Raw genomic sequence first — 19,569 nt, 5'->3', positions numbered from 1 at the left:
CAGGCATGCCCACACGTGCGCGACTGTGTGTGGATCTTGGGCGAGCGAAATCACGTTGGGAGGCATGGTGTGCGCTTCATGGCGTAACGGCGGCCGACGCTGTCCGGCAACTGGTCCACGGTGTGCTGAGCCAGGGCGAGTCGCAAGACGGGGTGCCTGTGTCCGGGCATCTTCGCCTTCCGGTCGACGGGCATCGCGAACGCATCGAGATCCGTCTCACCCAGGAAGAACTCGAAGTGGCCAGACGACGTGCATTGACTGGTGGAATGAATGTCAATCGCTGGATAGTTGCGGTGATCCGCGCGCAGCTCGTGCATGAGCCGCAACTGGGCGAGCGCGAGATGCGACTGCTTGCAGACTCGAACCAGCATCTGGCCACGATCGTGACGCTGCTCGGACGGTTGCAGGCGCACGGTGGCGCGCGCGAGGCGGGGCGCGTGCTTGAGGACACGCGTGCCGTGATTGATACGCACCTGCGCACGGTCATGCAGGTGCTGCGCGCCAACCTCGATCGCTGGAGCCGCTAGCATGTCGTTCCCGAAAACCTGGGTCGACCAGATGCTGCTGAACTGGGGAGACCGGCTCTTTCATGATCCGCTACGGCATGTGCGTGCACCGCGCATGTCACGCGGCGAACTGCAACGCGATGTACGACGCATGCGCGAGCAGCTTGCCCGCACGCTCAGGCGTACCCCGGAGGTGATGGTCAAGATCACGAACAAGGCGTCCGGCGCACAGGGCATGGGCGCAGTGCGCCGTCATCTGCGCTACGTCTCGCGTAACGGGAGGGTCGAGCTCGAGGATCAGGACGGGACGACCATGCTCGGCCGTGAGGCACTGGACGATCTGACGGATGCATGGCACCTCGGTGGCTGGGGTATCCCGGAAGAAAGCCGCAGGCGGGAAGTGTTCAACGTGCTGCTCTCGATGCCGCCCGGCACAGACCGGCAGGCGGTACGCAACGCCGCGCGCGCGTTCGCGGCGGAGGAATTCGGCGACGGCAGGCGGTACGTCTTTGCCGCGCACGATGACGAGGCGCATCCACATGTGCATCTGACGGTCCAGGTACGCGGATCGGACGGAAAGCGGCTCAATCCGCGAAAGCAGGATCTGCAGCGCTGGCGCGAGCGGTTTGCAAGGCAGTTGCGCGAGCACGGTGTCGAAGCCAATGCGACGCACCGACTAGCCAGGGGCGAGACGCGCCGCCATCCGAAACAGGCCGTCGTACACATGGCTGCACGTGGTGATGCACCACTTTACTGGCGGCCGGAGCTCGACGACTACGCACGCCTTGCCTTGTGGGACGCGCACGCCGGTGCGCTCGAAGCGTGGCAGGGCGTGGCGCATGCAATGGCTGGCTCGCAGAGTTCGGACGATCGCGGCCTGGCGGCAGTGGTCATGGACTTCGTTCAGACGATGCCAGTGCAGCACGAAGGGCCATCGGTGGAGCGTAACGGGCGACACGAACAGCGACGGCGTCGCAAACCAGTTCACGCGCAGGGGTTGCGTCACGCAGGCCGTAGTGAAGGGCAACGGGAACTGTTTCCGGATGAGCCGGATGCCGGGGTGGAGCGCTAGGCAGAGGAGGCCGTGATGGCGATGCCGATCATTCCGTGGATAGGTGGCAAGCGGCGGCTCGCGGACGTGCTCATTCAGCGCTTTCCGCCGCATACTTGTTACGTGGAGGTGTTTGCCGGTGCGGCCGCATTGGTTTCATGCGGCCGCCCGCCAAGGTAGAAGTCCCAAATGATATTAATGATGGTCTGATTAACTTGTACCGCGTCGTGCAGCATCATCTGGAGGAGTTCGTGAGGCAATTCAAGTGGGTGTTGAGCAGCCGGGAGGTGTTCCGGTAGCTGAGCGATACGCCACCGCATACGCTCACAGACATCCAGCGTGCCGCGCGGTTTTACTACCTGCAGCACAACTGCTTCGGCGGACGCGTGGAAGGGCGCACGTTTGGCACGGCGACGACCTCGCCACCCGGGCTCAATCTTCTGCGTCTCGAAGAGACGCTATCTGCGGCACATCTTCGACTGTCGGGCGCCTACATCGAAAAACTGGACTGGCAGACATGCGTGACCCGGTACGATCGGCCGCACACATTCTTCTATCTCGGCCCGCCATACTGGCAGTGTGCCCTTCGAATTCGGACAGTATGAACGAATGGCAGCCGCGTCGAGGGGGCTGCAGGGGCGTGCGATCCTTACGCTAAGGATCACGCAGCATTTCACGATCTGTTCGCAGGCTTTGACAGAGACTGAAGCGCCCCGGGTTTTCCGGAGACTCCGACTCCTGAGAGAAATGGTATGGACGCCTCCCTCCCGCATCGCGAGGCACAGGCCTTCGACGTGAGCGCGCTCATAGCGCAAGATCACATGAATCTTCACGGCGAAGCGGAGGCTAGCGATGAATCTGACACCAGTTGGAATCGACATTGCAAAGACTGTTTTCCAGGTGCATTACATAAATCAGGACACGGGCGAGGTCGTGAACAAGCCAATAAAACGCGCTGCGTTTCTCGAGCATTTCGCGAACCGGGCTCCTTGCCTTATCGGAATGGAAGCGTGCGGCGGAGCGCATCACTGGGCACGCAAGCTGGTGGAGATGGGGCATCAGGTCAAGCTGATGCCGGGGGAATTCGTGAAGGCGTTCAACATTCGCAACAAGAACGACGCAGCGGATGCCCGAGCGATCTGGCTTGCTGTGCAACAGCCCGGCAAGGCGGTCGCGGTAAAGACCGAAATGCAGCAAGCAATGCTGGCGCTGCATCGAGCGCGAGAGCAACTCGTGAAGTTCCGGACAATGCAGATCAACAGCTTGCGCGGATTGTTAGCCGAGTACGGCGAAGTGTCGGCCAAAGGGCGAGCTTCGCTTGACAAGGCAATACCCGGAATTCTTGCGCGGGTTGCGGAGCGTTTGCCTGCAGTGCTCATCGACACATTGCGTGAGCAGTGGGCCGGACTGGCGAAGCTTGATGAACAGATCGCGGCGATCGAACGCCGGATGCGTGAATGGAAGAAAGACGACCGTGCCGTGAAAGCGATCAGCGAGATTCCCGGCGTGGGATTGCTGACCGCGACTGCGGCAGTTGCAATGATGGGCGACGCAAAGGCGTTCCGATCCGGGCGCGAATTTGCCGCGTGGGCGGGACTGGTGCCGAGGCAAACTGGCTCGGGTGGCAAGGTGAATCTTCATGGCATCAGCAAGCGCGGTGACACCTATCTGCGCACACTACTGATTCACGGTGCGCGCAGTGTCTTGATCCATGCGAACGAGCCCGGTCCGTGGATCGAGCAGTTGAAGAAGCGACGGCATCCGAACGTGGTCATTGTCGCGCTGGCAAACAGGATCGCGCGGACAATTTGGGCGGTGCTTGCTCATGATCGCCCATACCAGAAGGGGTACGTGAGCGTGAGGCCTGCCGGCACGGCAAGCGTCTCGTGAGAGATTGGCTCTGTGAAAGAGGAACGTTGAAGGTTGCGTTGGGAATTGAGAGTGATGGCAACACAGGTCGGACCGTGATCTGCGAAACCTGAATGGCTCCAAGAGCTGCGAGCTCGAGAGAGAAATGAGGCGTGGATCAGCGGATTCCATAGTGGCCCGCAGCAGAAGAACGAGCTGCAACAAGGCTGATGGCATGGACTCCCGCCCCCTTCGGGGCGCACACTTTCCGAACCACTTTCGGGAGATTCGACATGCCTGCGCTGATCATCGGTCTTGATATTGCGAAACACGTCTTCCAGCTTCACGGCGTTGACCGTAGCGGTAAAACGGTCATACAGCGCAAGCTCCGTCGAGCTGAAGTATTGAAGTTCTTCTCAAAGCTGGAGCCGAGTCTGGTTGGGATCGAGGCCTGTCACGGCTCGCACTTCTGGGCGCGCGAATTGACCTCGCTAGGTCACACGGTACGCTTGTTGCCCACGCAGTATGTAAAGCCGTTTCTGGTGGGCGGAAAGAACGACGCAAATGATGCGGCGGCCATCTGCTCTGCGGTTTCCCGGCCCGACATTCACCCCGTGCCGATCAAGAGCGCCGAACAGCAGTCGCTGCAGTCCGTTCATCGCATGCGCGAGCGGCTTATCCATGAGCGAACAGCGAAATCGAACCAGATCCGGAGCATGTTTGCTGAGGAGGGGTTCGTCTTCCCGGTGGGTCTTCCCCTGTTAAGGCAGGGTATTGTTGCGCTCGTCAAGGATACCGATGCCCGGATCACACCCCTGCTGCGGCGGCTGGGTTCGATGTACCTCGAACAATTGGCGGCCTTGCAGCAATGGGTCGATGAACTTGCCGCCGAGATTGCCGAAATATTTAAACGCAACGAAGGTTGCCAGCGGCTTGCGACGGTTCCGGGCATCGGGCCAGTCGTGGCGACTGCGTTGTTCAGCAGCGTTGGGGATCCGTTGCAGTTCAAAAACGGGCGACAGTTCGCGGCGTGGCTAGGGCTGACGCCGAAGCAACGATCAAGCGGTGGCAAGACGAAGTTGGGTGGCATCACAAAACACGGTGATACCTATCTGCGAACCCTGCTTGTGCAGGGCGCGCGTGCAGTAATGCGCTTCGTGCATCGCCACGATGATCGGCATAGCCGCTGGATCAAAGCTGTGATGCAACGCCGCCACGTGAGTGTCGCGGCGATCGCTCTGGCGAACAAGACGGCGCGAATCGCTTGGGCAATATTGGTGAGCAATGACAGCTTCAAGATGGCGTAGCAGCCTGTAACTTCTCAATCACTTTCATTTCTTCCGCGATTGCGCAAGAAGCGGCAAGCATGGCGAACCGGTCGGACCGGCGCTTGCAGATCCTGATATATCCGGCGGCTGCAGTACGAAGCCAGCAGGCCGATGAGGTGCAAGCGCGCAAACATCCATGATGGCTCGTGCCGAAAGCAAGCACATCAAAAGCCGAATGTACGGACGCAGTCGTGACCTTCGAAAAAATGCAAACCACTCTTGTTCATAGGCGGGAGTCCATGTACGGATATAAAGCTGCGAATCGTTCCTGTCACGTCGAAACTCGAAATCCCTTGCAAACGGGGGGGCGTCCATATAATGGAGCCATGGAAAACGTCAAGAAGAAGTCACCGAGGTATTCGCCGGAAGTCCGTGAACGGGCGGTTCGGATGGTTCACGAGCACCGTGGCGAGCATGAGTCGCAGTGGAAGGTGATCGCGTCGATAGCCGCCAAGATGGGCTGCTCCGGCGAAACGCTGCGCAGCTGGGTTCGTCAGGACGAACGCAATCGTGGCTTGCGGGCTGATGGTAATAGCCCGGATCAGGAGCGGCTGAAAGCGCTGGAGCGGGAGGTTCGCGAGTTGCGTCAGGTCAATGAGATCCTGCGCAAGGCATCGGCGTATTTCGCACAGGCGGAGTTCGACTGCCCACCGAAGTGATGATCACGTTCATCGATGATCACCGGCAGGTCTATGGGGTCGAGCCGAGCTGCAGGGTGCTGCCGATCGCCCCGTCGACGTATTGCCAGCATGTGGCCCGGCGGGCCGATCCGGCACGTCTGCCTGCGCGGGCCCAGCGTGACGCGATGCTGTGCGGGGAAATCCGGCGCGTGTGGGAGGAGAACTTCCAGGTGTACGGGGTCCGCAAGGTCTGGCTGCAACTCGCACGCGAAGGCATCCAGGTGGCCCCCTGCACGGTAGAGCGGTTGATGAAGAAGCTGGGCCTGCGGCGTGTGCGGCGCGGAAGATTCATCAGGACGACCGTTAGCGACAGCTCGAGACCTTGCCCGCTGGACCGCGTGCAGCGGCAGTTCAAGGCCGAACGACCCAATGCGCTGTGGGTGTCAGATTTTACCTATGTATCGAGCTGGCAGGGATTCGTCCATGTCGCGTTCATTATCGACGTGTTTGCCCGGCGCATTGTTGGATGGCGTGTGTCGGCGCCGGCGCATACGGACTTCGTGCTGGATGCGCTGGAGCAGGCCCTGTACGAACGGCAGCCGGCGCAGAAGGACGGGCTGACTCATCACAGCGACCGCGGCGTGCAGGGCGGATTCAACTGGTCGTTGCAACATCTCCTAAAGGAGGTGTCAAATGGGACGACCACAGGGTTGGGGTTCGGAACAGACAGGAAGACCAATAATGCAATCGCCCGGCAGGCCAGGTGTCAATCAGCGAGAGACAAAGCGAGCGTTCTGGACTTGTGTCGCGCAAGGCATGGAGAGCGAGGCTGCGGCGCGCGCGTGTGGCGTGTCCCAACCTTTGGGGCCAAGATGGTTTCGTGATGCAGGCGGAATGCCGCCGATCGAGCTGACGCCGGGCACTGCGCCTTATCTGTCTTTTTCTGAACGCGAGGAAATTGCGCTGCTACGGGCGCAGGATTGCGGGATCCGTGAGATCGCGCGAAGACTGCAGCGCTCACCTTCGACCATCTCGCGCGAGTTGCGCCGTAATGCTGCAACCCGTAGCGGCACATTGATATACAGGGCGACAGTTGCTCAATGGAAAGCTGAGCGGGCCGCGGAACGTCCGAAAGCTTCCAGACTGACCAGGAACGATAGATTAAAGAATTATGTGCAGAGTCGATTGGCGGGAGCGGTCATCGATTCAGAAGGCAGGCCGATTGCCGGACCCAACGTACCATGGAAAGGACGACGGCAAGGGCGCCGCGCGGACCGTCGTTGGGGCACCTGCTGGAGTCCCGAACAGATCAGTCGACGATTGCAGGCCGACTATCCAGAAGACCAATCCATGAGAATCTCTCACGAAGCCATCTATCAGGCGCTTTACATTCAGGGCCGTGGCGCTCTGCGGAAGGAGCTTACTGCCTGTTTGCGTACGGGCCGTGCACTTCGTGTGCCTCGAGCCAGGACGCAACAGCGAGGAAAGCATTTCATTACTCCGGAGGTCATGATCAGTGAACGTCCGGCTGAGACTGATGATCGTGCCGTTCCGGGTCACTGGGAAGGTGACCTGATCATCGGCCTTAATCGATCCGCAGTGGGTACGCTGGTCGAGCGGACTACCCGCTACACAATGTTGCTCCATCTCCCACCTATGGAGGGACATGGCACTGGCGTGCGGGCCAAGAATGGGCCACCCTTGGCGGGTCATGGAGCGGAGGCCGTCCGCAATGCCATAGCTGCGAAGATCGTGTTATTGCCTGAGCACTTGCGGCGATCGCTCACATGGGATCAAGGCGCAGAGATGGCCCAGCACGTGCAACTTCGAATCGATACGGGTCTGGAGATCTATTTCTGCGATCCTCAAAGCCCTTGGCAACGCGGGACCAACGAGAATACGAATGGTCTGTTGCGTCAATACTTTCCGAAAGGCACCGACATCAGCCGGTACACGCAGCGCGAACTTGATGCCGTCGCAGACGCACTAAATTGCAGACCGCGTAAAAGCCTTGGATGGAAATCACCAGCAGAAGCACTAAGAGATCTACTACTTGCGTCATAAACATTAGGTGTTGCAACGACCCGTTGAACCTAAGCAGTACGTTTCGATCCGCTACACCGATCGGCTGGCCGAAGCAGGTATCGAGCCCTCGGTGGGCAGCGTGGGTGACTCCTACTACAATGCGCTGGCTGAAACGATTAACGGTCTGTATGCGTATTTCGGCGAAGCCGAACAGGGTTTTCGGTTGAAGCCGAACGAGAACGCTGGTGTTCCGAAACGGCTGTTCGGTTTGCCGAAATGCCTGTTCGGATTCCCGAAACCAGCGTTCGGCAAAGCGAAGCGGATCGTCAGTTTCAGGTTGGCGGTGCTGCGTATGGATCAATCCGTCGGCATTAAGGTAGCTCCCTTTGGGAGATATTGACGATGCCGGCTCACCGGACAACCATGCGCAGAATCAAGGAAGTGCTTCGCCTGAAGCTGGCTTGCAATCTCACACACCGTCAGGTGCGGGGCGCTCTCGGCGTCGGCCTTGCGACGATCACCCAGTATCTTCAGCTTGCCGCAGCAGCAGGACTCGACTGGGTGGCAATTGAGCCACTGGAAGAGGATGAGCTTGAACGGCGTGTGCTGTCGCCGGCGTCGTCGCCCGATCCATCGAAGCGGATCGAACCGGATTGCAGCGTCATTCATCGGGAACTGCGCCGTAAAGGCGTCACGCTGCAACTGCTGTGGGAGGAGTACGTCGGCATTGTTCGTCACCATTGATGTCATCTGCTCCATGCTCGACGCGGTTTCCTGAAGGGACACCGCTTGCTCTTCGGTGCGCTGGGAGAGATCGCTATTGCCGACTGCGATCTCCCGGGTGGCTGACGTGATCGACTCGGTTGAAGCTTTGATTGCAGCGACGGCGCGGGCGAGCTGCGCGCGCATCTCTTCCATCGCATACAGTACGCTGCATTCACTGGTGCCGTGGGTATTGACCGGCACGTTCAGATCGCCACCCGCAATGCGCCGTGCAACTTCTGCCGCATAGTCCGGCTCGCCACCGAGTGCGCGCCGCAGTGCGCGATTGAGGAGGATGATCACGACCGACAGCATCAGTGCGGCTGCGACGAGAATGGTGCCGGACCGGATCAACGAATGGTGGAAGGCAGTATCGATGTCGTCTGTATAGACACCATTGAGAAAAATCCAGCCCCACGGCCTGAAGCTCACGACGCGGGTGAGCTTGGGCACCGGTCGGTCTTCACCAGGGCGTGGCCAGACATAGTGAATGAAACCCGCGCCATTCGCCTTCGCGACGTTGACAGCATCCCGATAGAGGAGCGTGCCGTTGGCGTCCTTGAAATCGCCGAGCGTCCGACCCACCAGCTCGGGTTTGAACGGGTGCATCAGCATCCTCGGTCCGCGGTTCGGCGGTCAGACTGTCGAGTAGCCATCCTTGCCGAAGCGCATGCCCTTGATGCGCTCGATGGCTTCCTTCTGCGCTGCCTCAGGCGTCAGCACCCCGCGTTGGCCAAGATCGGCGTATTCGCTCACGAGGCTGACCACGTTTTCGGCGTTGTTGGCCAGATCGTTCTCGCGCTCTTCGATCCGCACCTCACGCAACGAACATCCGTCGAATCCCGTGATCGCGGTCAAACAGGCAACGCTCAGGAACAGGGGCAGCCACAGTTTCTGCGCAAACGTTAGATCTTTCATATCCGACCCGTCGCCACGCTATGGATAAAGTAACCAAGTATAACGACGTATCTCTCCCATATTTTCATAGGGGTAAACACCATGCTGGCCGGCTGCCGGTTTGAACGTCAAGTGATGCAATAATTTGCGCCTCTCAGGTTTTGGCATGGCCCTCAGAATGGCCAAAACCCTTCGGCCGACACGACCTGTCGGTTTTTTTTCGTCGCGCGGGCGAGTGCCATAGCAAACCGACCAGGAAGAATCGTACCGGCCGGTGTGCTCTTGTCGACGCTGTCGGTCTAACTTGTCCGTTACAGGGATTTCGAACGGATCCCGCAAAAAGCACTGGTCGACGCCCTGCGTGGTCTCTGGACATCTATGCCGCGAGCGCCAGAACGGTGAAAGGCCCTGATGTCGTCGAATTTCTCGACTCGCTGATCCGGAAGGGCGATGGCCGTCCGACTGTGATCGTGCTCGACAACGCGAGCATCCATCACCGCATCGACCACGACACGCTGGACCGCTTGTTCGTCGAACACAAGGCACTCCTGTTCTATCTGCCGCCGTACAGTCCCGGGCTGAATCTGATCGAGATCGTCTGGAAGCACTTCAAATACCACTGGCGACGCTTCGTCGCGTGGACCAGGGAAACCATCGACGCTGAACTCGCTGAGCCGCTCGGCGGATACGGCACCAGATTTCAAGTCAATTTCTTGTGAACACTTAGATCGGCTTCGAGTTCTTCACCGTCTCACTCTACCAGCACATCCACTTACCCAGACAATGCCCTGCGAGGCGCTGATCTTTTCCAGCACCAGCCTAAAGTTTCCTGCCATCTCGGCCGATATCCCTACTGAGGCGGCCAGCAGTCAATCGCCCGGGCCGTAAGGCCAAGGCTTCGAGAAGGCCTGTGTTTGACCAGCCTAAGCCCTGCATGGGCTACGTTGTACAGAAGTTCAAGACCCACTCCGGAATGCTTCCTCAGTTCCGGACTCTGGAACCGCCGACTGCAGACAAGCTTCGGGCAAGCACGAAACGAGTCGCGAGGGCGCGCTGCTGTGCAACATTGGCGAGGGGAGCGGAGCCGCAAGGTTCCCGTAACAAGGTCCCGTAAAGGACGGAAGAGAATCTATGTCAGTATTTGTGCTCGATAAACGCGGCAGGCCGTTGATGCCGTGCTCGGAGAAACGTGCTCGGCTGCTGCTGGAGCGCGGACGTGCGAGGGTGCATCGCATCTTGCCGTTTGTCATCCGATTGACTGACCGCTTGACCAGCAATAGCGAGTTTCAACCGTTGGTCGTCAAAATTGAGCCCGGTAGCAAAGTAACCGGCCTTGCTCTAGTCAGGGAAGGGGGCGTAGGTACGGCCGTTCTCAACCTGTTTGAACTGATGCATAGGGGGCGACAGATCAGCGAGACGCTCGCAACGCGCCGTAATTTTCGTCGTCGCCGGCGGAGCGCTAATCTGCGGTATCGCGCACCACGTTTTCACAACGTCATCCGGCAGGACGGTTGGTTGCCCCCCAGCGTGAAGCATCGAGTCGACTCTACAATGTCATGGGTGATACGGTTAATCCGCTGGACACCGATATCGCGGCTGGCGACCGAGCTGGTGCGGTTTGACTCGGAGGCGCTTCAGAAAGCGGAAATAACCGGAAGTAGGCATCAGCAGGACCAACTGATTACACACGAGCTCCGGGAGTATCTGCTCGAAAAATGGCAGCGTCAGTGCGGCTACTGTGGTGCGGAAGGCCTGCCTCTGCAAATCAGGCACATCGTGTCGCAAGCGCGAGGCGGCCTAGATGTATCGTCGAATCTGACGTTATCCTGCTCTACCTGTGCGGCCGCTCAGGACATGCATGAACTCGACGCCGGCGAAGCGACGCATGCCCGGATGGCGCGTACGGTGAGAGATCCGCAGGCCGATGTAGCCGCTGTTGCTGGCTCGCGCGGGGCGCTCGCAGCCCGACTAAAGGATACCGGTATTTCTGTGGAGCTCTCGAGCGGTGGACGTACCAAATGGAATCGGGCACGATTAGAGCTCCCGAAATCTCAGGCACTTGCTGCAGTTTGTGTCGGCACAATTGGATCCGTGTCAGGATGGCAGAGGCCGACGCTCCAAATTAAATGTAAGGGACGCGGCAGTTATCAACGAACTCGCGTGACCGCGCAGGGATTCCCTCGCGGATACTTAATGCCTGGTAAACGCGTGCGGGGCTTTCAAACTGGAGATCGCGTGCAAGCGAACGTGCCCGCGGGGAAAAAAGCTGGCAACCATGTTGGCCGCGTTGCTGTTCGCGCGAGCGGCAGTTTCAATGTGCAGACGCCGCAAGGGGTGGTTCAGGGAGTTAGCTATCGCCACTGCGTTATCTTGCAACGAGCCGACGGCTACGATTATTCCGTCGCGTGATCCGCAGACATGGTTTCAACCAGAATGGAGCGATGCCACCTGTTGTGCGCAAAGGTGGTGAAGCCGTTGGTTTCGCCCGGACGTGCCGCGCAATCCGATCAATAGAAGCGTTCGGTTCCAGGTGTCTGCGGTCAGGTGAAGAAGATGAAAGTCTCACAAGCCATCGGTGCATAGACGTCGATGGCCGTTCACGATTTCGCGTACCGGTCGTCTACCCTCGCCGAAGCGCTGAGGATACCCTGCTTTTTCTTGACCGATAATCGAGAATGTGTCTTATGCGATCCAACACATCCTTCCCGGGGCCGATGCGGCCAGTTCCTTGCCGAAATATTGCAACGGCGCCTTATGGCTGAGTGCATCAAAAACCGTCCGATCTCGGAACCTTCAACACACCTGAACGCCTCCAACTTATTGACCCGGACGGGTTCTTGTTGCGACATGCGCCCGGCGAGCCATCGGTCGAGCAGAGCATCACGGAGTGAAAGTTCTAATACAACTGGCGCCGTCCCCACGGTTCAGTGGGTGGCAAAACACTTTCCGATCAATTCGCTAAACTGATTGAGCGCACAACGCCGCCGACGAACCGGCAGTAGCAGCCCATCATCGAGACTGAAAGATCGAAGACACTCGCTGATTATCGTAAGCGTCTGTTATTGGGTGTGCCGCTGCGACGGCATGACTGCACTGCCGTATTGGCGATCGACGATTGGGATGAAGGGAACGACGCCCTCGACCAAGAGGATAGTTGGTTCCGCTGCATTTGCTGTTCGGCACGTCCATCAACGTACTTTTGATCAAAAGGCTGCAGTGGCGCAATCGGGCTAGTACCTCGTCTAGTCGAGGCTGCCTCGGGGACGAAGTGTCCTCCATCCCAAACACGCCCTGCGCACCGCGCAGGTTCACAAGCACTTGGTCCCGTCAACCCTGAACACGTGCGCAAATTGTATCCGATAAGCACTTCGTCAAGCGCCCGCATGAGACGCCGCAGCCGGATTTGCGATTTACGCCGCAACTCTGGATTTTTCGGCTGGAAATTCGTCCATCGACCTTGTGTTCTCGCCTGGATTTCCTCGGTTCCATCCACGGGTGTAAAGTTTTTTAGAGTGAGGCCGATATCATCTCCTGAGGCGGGTAACAATGATCGGACGTCCCGCCGAGCCGATGCGGCGTGTAGTGGGTAACCTTTCTATCAGGAGATTTTTATGCTCGGAATCAATAGCAACATCAACTCGTTGGTTGCACAGCAAAACCTTAGTGGCTCGCAAAGCGCGCTCTCGCAAGCCATCACCCGTCTGTCGTCGGGCAAGCGCATCAACAGCGCGGCTGACGATGCAGCAGGCCTGGCAATCTCGACGCGTATGCAATCGCAGATCAACGGCCTGAACCAGGGCGTGTCGAATGCGAACAACGGGGTATCGATGATTCAAACTGCATCGAGCGCACTGTCCTCCCTGACCTCCAGCCTGCAACGTATCCGCCAGCTGGCCGTGCAAGCTTCCACCGGCGGCCTTTCGTCGAGCGACCAGGCAGCACTCCAGAAGGAGGTTTCTGCGCAGATTGCTGAAGTGAACCGTATCTCTTCGCAAACCACGTTCAACGGCACGAACATTCTGGACGGCTCTGCAGGCAGCGTGTCGTTCCAGGTCGGCGCGAACGTTGGTCAGACGGTTAGCCTCGATTTGAGCCAGTCTATGTCGGCGGCGAAGATCGGTGGTGGCCTGGTACAAACGGGCGCGACGGTCGGCACCATCGCGGTCAGCCTGTCGGCAAGTGGCGCGTACACGAGCACCGGCGCGACGATCACGTCGATCAACGTCCTGTCCGACGGCAAGGGTGGCTACACCTTCACCGACCAAAATAACACGGCGCTCACGTCAGGCACCGTTTCGGCAGTCTTCACGGCAGGGACGGCCGCGGGCACCGGTACCGCGATCACTAACCTGGCAATCAGCACCGCTGCGCTGCCGACCACTGGCGCAGCCTCATCAGCAGCGATTGCCATGGTCAATCAGATCAATGCGATCAACAGCCCGCCGACGGTTTCGGGCCTCGACATCAGCACGGTCACGGGCGCGAATCAGGCAATGGTCTCGATCGACAACGCACTGCAGACCGTCAACACGTTACAAGCTGCACTGGGTGCCGCGCAAAACCGCTTCACCGCAATCGCAACGTCGCAGCAAGCTGAATCGACTGACCTGTCGTCGGCACAATCGCAAATCACGGACGCCAACTTCGCACAAGAAACGGCCAACCTGAGCAAGGCACAAGTCCTGCAGCAAGCTGGTATCTCGGTGTTGGCGCAAGCTAACTCGAACCCGCAGCAAGTTCTGAAGCTCCTGCAGTAAGAGCTGACGCAGTAACGGCGATGCGCCGCGCGCAAGCGGGGCGCATCGCCGGGTTTCAAACGACGGGAGGCATGCCTCCCGCTGTGTATTTCGATCACGCAGTGATGTAGTATCGCGCGCCACCCAATACAGATTCCTAAACGCCCGGAGCCTCTGCATGTCCTCGATCTCAACCTCGTCTTCTACAGCAAGCGCCAATGCTGCGCTGCAGTCGGCCGCTCAATCGATCATCAGCGGCTCGACGGGCAATTCGTCGATGGACGTGTCGACGCTCGTTACGGCGCTCGTGAACGCAAAGATCGCAGGGCAAACCGCGGCTCTGGCGGCACGACAAACCACCGACAACACCACGCTGTCCGCCTACGGTGCACTGAGCTCCGCGCTGAGCGCACTGCAGTCGGGCATCACGAATCTCGCCAACGGCACTACGCTGTCGACGTTCGCGGCCACCGCTAGCGGCACCGGCCTGACGGCAACGGCGGGCGCGGGCGCCGTTGCCGGTAGCTACTCGGTCGCGGTGACACAGATTGCTAGCTCGCAAGCCTTGTCGTCTGCGGCATTCGGCGCCACTACGCAACTGGGCACCGGCACGCTGACGATCTCGCTGGGCGGCAAGTCGATGAATATCAGCGTCGACAGCACCAATAACACGCTCGCCGGCATCGCCTCCGCGATCAACGCCGGCAGCGGCAATCCCGGTGTGACGGCGACCATAGTGACCGGCACGACCGGCGCCCACCTTGTGCTGCGCTCGGCGAGCACAGGCGCGGCCAACGTCATCAACGTTTCGACCAGCAACGTCACCACTGATAACGGCCTGACGAGCCTCGGTGTGACGTCGACCGCGAGCACCACCGGCGGCGCATCGACAATCACCTCGGCGAACTCGGCCAATGCCTGGACTCAGAGCGCGTCGGCTCAAGATGCGCAATTCACGGTCGGCGGGATCGCCGCCAGCAGCTCGAGCAATGCCGTGACCACAGCCGTTGCCGGCGTCACAATGAATCTGGCGGCGGCTTCGGTGGGCACCACCCAGACGCTGACCGTTTCGCAGGACACCGCATCGCAGAAGACCGCGATCACCAATTTCGTGAGCCTCTACAACACCGTCGTCACGACGATGGCCTCGCTGACCTCGTACAACGCTGGGTCCAGCTCGCAAGGCCCATTGCTGGGCGATTCGACACTGCAGACAATCAGGAACAGGCTCGCGACGATCATCGGTGGCTCGGTCGGCTCGGGCAGTTCGGGCACCACCCTAGCCTCGATTGGCATTACGCTGAAGAGCACCCCGGCAGACGGCACGCTGGTGCTCGATAGCAACAAGCTGAGCACCGCGCTGACGAGCAGTCCGGCCACGGTCGCATCGCTCTTCAACTCGACCAACGGCATTGCCGAGCAATTGAACTCCAGCATCACCACGTTCACTCAGACCGGCGGCATCATCGACACGCGCAATATCGCGCTCAATGCCGACCTGAAGAGCATCACCACGCAACAAACCGCGCTCGCCGACTACACGACACAGTTGACGAACCAGTATCAGGCGCAGTTCACCGCCCTGAATACCTTGATGGCGACGATGAACAACAATTCGCAATACCTGACCGCCCTGTTCGGCGGCACCAACAGCGCCGGCGCGCTGGCGACGAACAAGGGATAAACCACGGATCCGACCGAAATGAACCAGACGGTGTTGGTTGAGCGCCTGCTGTCGATCACTCGGGAAATCGAGCAGGCGGCCTCGCTTGCAGACTGGCCGGAGGCGGCTCGCCTGACCGAAGCGCGCTCGCCGCTGCTGATGTCGCTGACCCCGGATCAGGAACCAGCCGCGCTGGAGGTGATCCGCCAGATCCAGGCCATCGACGGGGCGCTGCTCTTGGACGCAGAAACCACCCAGAACGAACTTCACATCGAGTTCAAAGCGGCGATCGGGCGCGCCAAGGCTGTCGGCGAATATCAGCGGGTGGCCCGGCTGTAAGCGGGCTCGAAGTCCGGAGGCCGCCCTCGACCGCAAAAGATCGACCGAAACGCGGGACCGAGCCGCCCGAACCGCATGACCCAACAATAAAGAGCTACGTGCCGAAGCGAGGTGCGCTCGTTCCCTCAGCCCGCCTCCTCCGGGCTTTTTTCTTGGCGTTCGGCCTTCCACCCCCCTCTCCATACGCTAAACAGGCGGCTTTTTCACCGTCATTTCCGCGCATCGGAAACACCCTCTTCGTCGCACAATTTCCCACATAGACCATTCCGCGCAGAGACCATGACTCTCCTGACCGAGCAGCCGACCGCTGAACCCTTGACGTCCGAACAACAGCTCGAGCATGACATTGCGCTTGTGTTGGGGGCCGCACTGGAGCACCACCACAAGGGTGAGTTCGACGACGCCGAAGCGCTGTACCGCGCGATTCTCGACGCGAAACCCGACCACACCGATGTGCTGTACAACCTCGGCGTGCTGCTCGGCCAGATTGACAGATCGGCAGACGCATTGCCACTGTTCGAGGAGAGCCTGGGTCTGCAGCCACGGAACGGCCAATATTGGGCGGCTTATATCAGCGCGCTGATCGATGCCGGCGAAACCGCTGCAGCGTGGCTTGCACTCGAGATGGGCCAGCAGCAAGGGCTGAAAGGGCCGGCGGTGGACGGCCTGATCGTGCGGATGGCCAACCCCGGCAAAGTCATACAGACCTTCCCTGTTTCGGCCAAAAACCCGGTGTCACACCCTGCAACCGGAGCGAACACGCCGCCAGCCACAAAAAAAGCCCGCACGGCCATCGCCTCGGGCCGCCGGATCAGCCAGCAGGAAACCAACCGTTACACATCGCTATACAACAAAGGCAAGGTTCTCGAAGCGGTGAAACTCGCCCGCTCGCTTAGCGAGCGCTTCCCCGGCGACGGCAACTCGTGGCGCTGGCTCGGCATCGCGCTGCACCGTCTGGGCCGTTACAACGAAGCGCTCGCGCCGCTGCGCAAAGCTGCCGAACTGATTCCGGACGAACTCGAAAGCCGCACTGTGCTGGCGGATACGCTGCGTCTCAAAGGGTTGCAGGCGGACGCCGAAAAGGAATGCCGCGCGATCCTTGCGATCAATCCGGACTACGCCGAAGCGCAGCGAATTTTCGGCATGTCGCTGGTCCATCAGGGCCGCGTCGCCGACGGTCTCGCCGCCGCGCGGCGCGCGATCGAGCTCGCGCCCGGCAACTCCTCCGCGCATAGCACGCTGGGAGTGCTACTCCTTGACTTGGGTTTCGTGGCCGAAGCAGAGCAGGCCTTCCGCGCCGCACTGGAACATGATCCAAAAGACCACATCGCGGCCAACAACTTCCTGTTCGCGCTGTCGCACAACCCGGAGATCGACCACGATACGCTGTTCGCCGAGCACACAAACTTCGCGCGCCGGCATGAAGATCCTGTGCGCGCGCAATGGCCACGCCACGTGAACAAACGGGCGCCGGATCGCAAACTGAAGATCGGCCTCGTCTCGGGCGACCTGTTCCGTCACGCGGTTGCGTCGTACCTGCTGCCGGTCATGGAGCACCTGGCCAAGGATTCGAATCTCTCCTTGCACGTGTACAACAACCATATCGCGGAAGACGACTACACACAGTTGCTGCGCGATTGCGCCGACGGGTGGCACCAGATCACCGGCATGCCGGACGCCCAGTTGGCCAACAAGATCCGCGACGAGCGCATCGACATTCTGTTCGACCTGTCCGGCCACACTGGCCGCAACCGGCTGCTGACGTTTGCCCGCAAGCCAGCACCGGTTCAGGTGACGTGGATGGGTTATCCGGGCACGACCGGCCTGAGCGCGATGGACTACTGCCTGGTGGACAAGTTTGGCGTGCCGTTTGGGCCGGCCGAGCGGATGTTCACCGAAAAGATCGTCCATCTGCCCTCAAGCGCGACCTTCCTGCCCGAAGTCAGTGCTCCGCCGGTCAATATTCTGCCAGCCATGCATAATGGCTACGTTACGTTTGGCAGCTTCAACCGCCTGAACAAACTGCGCCGCGACGTGATCGCGCTGTGGGCCGAACTGCTGCGCGCGCAGCCGAGCGCAAAAATGCTGCTGGGCGCGGTCGCGACTGACGAAGACGAGCAACTCATGATCGACTGGTTCGCCGCCGAAGGCATCGAGCACGAGCGCCTGACGTTCCGGCGACGTTCAAGCATTCCGGTGTACCTGCAGCAGCATTTTCATGTCGACATATGTCTCGACACGTTCCCCTACACCGGTTCTACCACGGTGCTGAACTCGCTCTGGATGGGCGTGCCGACCCTGACGATCGCCGGCAACACACTCGCGAGTCGAGCCGGCACGACCTGGATGTCGCACGTCGGCCTTGAAGATTTCGTTGTCGCGAGCAAGGAAGAATTCGTCGCGCGAGGTGTCGCATTGTCTTCGGACGTCCCGGCGCTGGCCGCGATCCGTACCGGCCTGCGCGAGCGCTGCGCCGCTTCCGCGACATTCCGTCCAGACGTGGTCGCGGCCGGCGTCTCGCGCGCGCTGCGGATCATGTGGCAACGCTGGTGCAACGGCGAACCGGCCGCCGCCTTCGAAGTTTCGATGGAAGAGATAACCGGCGCCGCCAGCACAGCGCCCGCGCTGTCCGATAAAGGGGAACCAAAGTGAACGCAGCTTTGCCGCTTCGCGCTATCGAGTCGCCGATCGACGAGCGTATCTACGTCACCCAGCCGCACCTCGCGCCGCTCGAAGAGTTCATCCCCTATCTGCAGCAGATTTGGGACAGCAAGGTGCTGACCAACGGCGGCCCGTTTCATCAGCAATTCGAACAGGCGTTGTGCAAGTATCTCGGCGTGCGCCATCTTGCGCTATTCACGAACGGCACGCTGGCGTTGCTTACCGCGTTACAGGCGCTGCGCGTGACGGGCGAAGTCATCACCACGCCCTATTCATTCGTCGCGACCGCCCACTCGTTGGTGTGGAACGGCATCAAGCCGGTGTTCGTCGACGTCGATCCGGACACGCTGAATCTCGATCCCGCGAAGATCGAAGCGGCCATCACGGCGCAGACCACCGCGATCATGCCGGTGCATTGTTATGGCAAGCCGTGCAATGTCGAAGCCATCCAGAAGATCGCCGACAACTACAACCTGAAAGTGATCTACGACGCCGCGCACGCGTTCGGCGTTCAGACCGACACCGGCAGCGTGCTTGAACATGGCGATCTCGCAGTGCTGAGCTTCCACGCCACCAAGGTGCTCAACACCTTCGAGGGCGGCGCGATCATTTGTCAGGACGCGAAGACCAAGCAGCGCATCGACCGTCTGAAGAACTTCGGTTTTGTCGATGAAGTGACGGTGGTGGCCTCCGGCATCAACGGCAAAATGAGCGAAATCAATGCCGCGTTCGGTCTGCTGCAACTGCAGCACATCGGCCAAGCATTGGCCCGGCGTGCGCAGATCGACGCGATCTATCGCGAACGGTTGCGCGACATTCCCGGCATTCGCTGCTTGCAGAAAGCCGGCGAGAAAGTGGCGAATCACTCGTACTTCCCAATCCTGGTCGGCCCGGAATTTGCGATTAGCCGCGACGCGTTGTACGAAAAATTCCGCGCCCACGACATCTACGCGCGCCGCTACTTCTACCCGCTGATTTCCGACTTCCCGATCTATCGGGGTTTGCCGTCCGCACGCCGTGAAAATCTGCCGGTTGCGCACGCCGCCGCGCAACAGGTGCTGTGTCTTCCGATTTTTCCGGCACTGACCGACGGCATGCTCGATCGAATCATCGGACTCATCGCGGATTGCTGA

The 19,569-nt window shown here is 60.0% G+C and carries 13 protein-coding genes, 4 pseudogenes and 1 other annotated feature; of the genes and pseudogenes, 16 read left to right on the top strand and 1 reads right to left on the bottom strand.

The window, feature by feature from the left end; all coding sequences use genetic code 11:
- The first annotated feature begins 5 nt into the window (after positions 1-5).
- From AC57B6_RS13050 to AC57B6_RS13010, 9 genes and pseudogenes are all read left to right on the top strand, one after another.
- On the top strand, positions 6-527 hold the full coding sequence (locus AC57B6_RS13050) for a plasmid stabilization protein (RefSeq protein WP_315696630.1): 522 nt from the start codon (positions 6-8) through the stop codon (positions 525-527).
- Position 528: 1 nt separating this feature from the next.
- The gene (locus AC57B6_RS13045; RefSeq protein ID WP_315696629.1) at positions 529-1,578 is read left to right on the top strand and encodes a relaxase/mobilization nuclease domain-containing protein; all 1,050 of its coding nucleotides are present in this window, start codon (positions 529-531) and stop codon (positions 1,576-1,578) included.
- A gap of 15 nt (positions 1,579-1,593) precedes the next feature.
- Positions 1,594-2,252 (top strand): annotated as a pseudogene (locus tag AC57B6_RS13040) (DNA adenine methylase); the annotation flags it as partial.
- 157 nt (positions 2,253-2,409) lie between these two features.
- Positions 2,410-3,447, top strand: a complete 1,038-nt coding sequence (locus AC57B6_RS13035; protein WP_315696628.1) for an IS110 family RNA-guided transposase — start codon at positions 2,410-2,412, stop codon at positions 3,445-3,447.
- Between the two features lie 251 nt (positions 3,448-3,698).
- Entirely contained in the window at positions 3,699-4,712 is a 1,014-nt protein-coding gene (locus AC57B6_RS13030) for an IS110 family RNA-guided transposase (protein ID WP_315696627.1), read from the top strand.
- Between the two features lie 347 nt (positions 4,713-5,059).
- A pseudogene (locus AC57B6_RS13025) lies at positions 5,060-6,000 on the top strand (IS3 family transposase); the annotation flags it as partial.
- Positions 5,350-5,466, top strand: a sequence feature (AL1L pseudoknot). (Overlaps the previous pseudogene by 117 nt.)
- A 46-nt stretch (positions 6,001-6,046) precedes the next feature.
- Positions 6,047-7,417 (top strand): IS30 family transposase, encoded by a 1,371-nt coding sequence (locus tag AC57B6_RS13020; protein ID WP_315696626.1) that lies wholly within the window; start codon positions 6,047-6,049, stop codon positions 7,415-7,417.
- Between the two features lie 7 nt (positions 7,418-7,424).
- Positions 7,425-7,778: a hypothetical protein gene (locus AC57B6_RS13015; RefSeq protein ID WP_496421553.1), complete on the top strand. Its 354-nt coding sequence runs from the start codon at positions 7,425-7,427 to the stop codon at positions 7,776-7,778.
- A gap of 2 nt (positions 7,779-7,780) precedes the next feature.
- Positions 7,781-8,101, top strand: a pseudogene (locus AC57B6_RS13010) (IS21 family transposase); the annotation flags it as partial.
- A 402-nt stretch (positions 8,102-8,503) separates the two neighbouring features.
- Here the strand turns inward: AC57B6_RS13010 and AC57B6_RS13005 are convergent.
- Positions 8,504-9,058: pseudogene (locus AC57B6_RS13005) on the bottom strand (cache domain-containing protein); the annotation flags it as partial.
- 377 nt (positions 9,059-9,435) lie between these two features.
- Here AC57B6_RS13005 and AC57B6_RS13000 point away from each other — a divergent pair.
- From AC57B6_RS13000 to AC57B6_RS12970, 7 genes are all read left to right on the top strand, one after another.
- Complete coding sequence (locus AC57B6_RS13000; RefSeq protein WP_496421506.1) at positions 9,436-9,756, top strand: transposase; 321 nt, start codon at positions 9,436-9,438, stop codon at positions 9,754-9,756.
- A 412-nt stretch (positions 9,757-10,168) separates the two neighbouring features.
- Positions 10,169-11,446: an RNA-guided endonuclease IscB gene (gene iscB / locus AC57B6_RS12995; protein WP_496421505.1), complete on the top strand. Its 1,278-nt coding sequence runs from the start codon at positions 10,169-10,171 to the stop codon at positions 11,444-11,446.
- A 1,202-nt stretch (positions 11,447-12,648) separates the two neighbouring features.
- A complete protein-coding gene (locus AC57B6_RS12990; protein WP_496421504.1) occupies positions 12,649-13,794 on the top strand; it encodes a flagellin in 1,146 nt (381 codons plus the stop codon).
- Between the two features lie 157 nt (positions 13,795-13,951).
- On the top strand, positions 13,952-15,457 hold the full coding sequence (gene fliD / locus AC57B6_RS12985) for a flagellar filament capping protein FliD (RefSeq protein ID WP_496421503.1): 1,506 nt from the start codon (positions 13,952-13,954) through the stop codon (positions 15,455-15,457).
- An 18-nt stretch (positions 15,458-15,475) separates the two neighbouring features.
- Entirely contained in the window at positions 15,476-15,775 is a 300-nt protein-coding gene (gene fliT / locus AC57B6_RS12980) for a flagellar protein FliT (protein WP_496421502.1), read from the top strand.
- 279 nt (positions 15,776-16,054) lie between these two features.
- A complete protein-coding gene (locus tag AC57B6_RS12975) occupies positions 16,055-18,427 on the top strand; it encodes a tetratricopeptide repeat protein (RefSeq protein WP_496421501.1) in 2,373 nt (790 codons plus the stop codon).
- Positions 18,424-19,569 carry a DegT/DnrJ/EryC1/StrS family aminotransferase gene (locus AC57B6_RS12970; RefSeq protein ID WP_496421500.1) on the top strand — a complete coding sequence of 382 codons (1,146 nt, stop codon included), beginning with the start codon at positions 18,424-18,426 and terminating at the stop codon, positions 19,567-19,569. The genes AC57B6_RS12975 and AC57B6_RS12970 overlap by 4 nt, the downstream gene beginning before the upstream one ends.

The sequence above is a fragment of the Paraburkholderia sp. BGA-UO-ETr-F12 genome (assembly GCF_059567945.1).
This window is presented reverse-complemented; position numbering and strand designations above follow the sequence as displayed.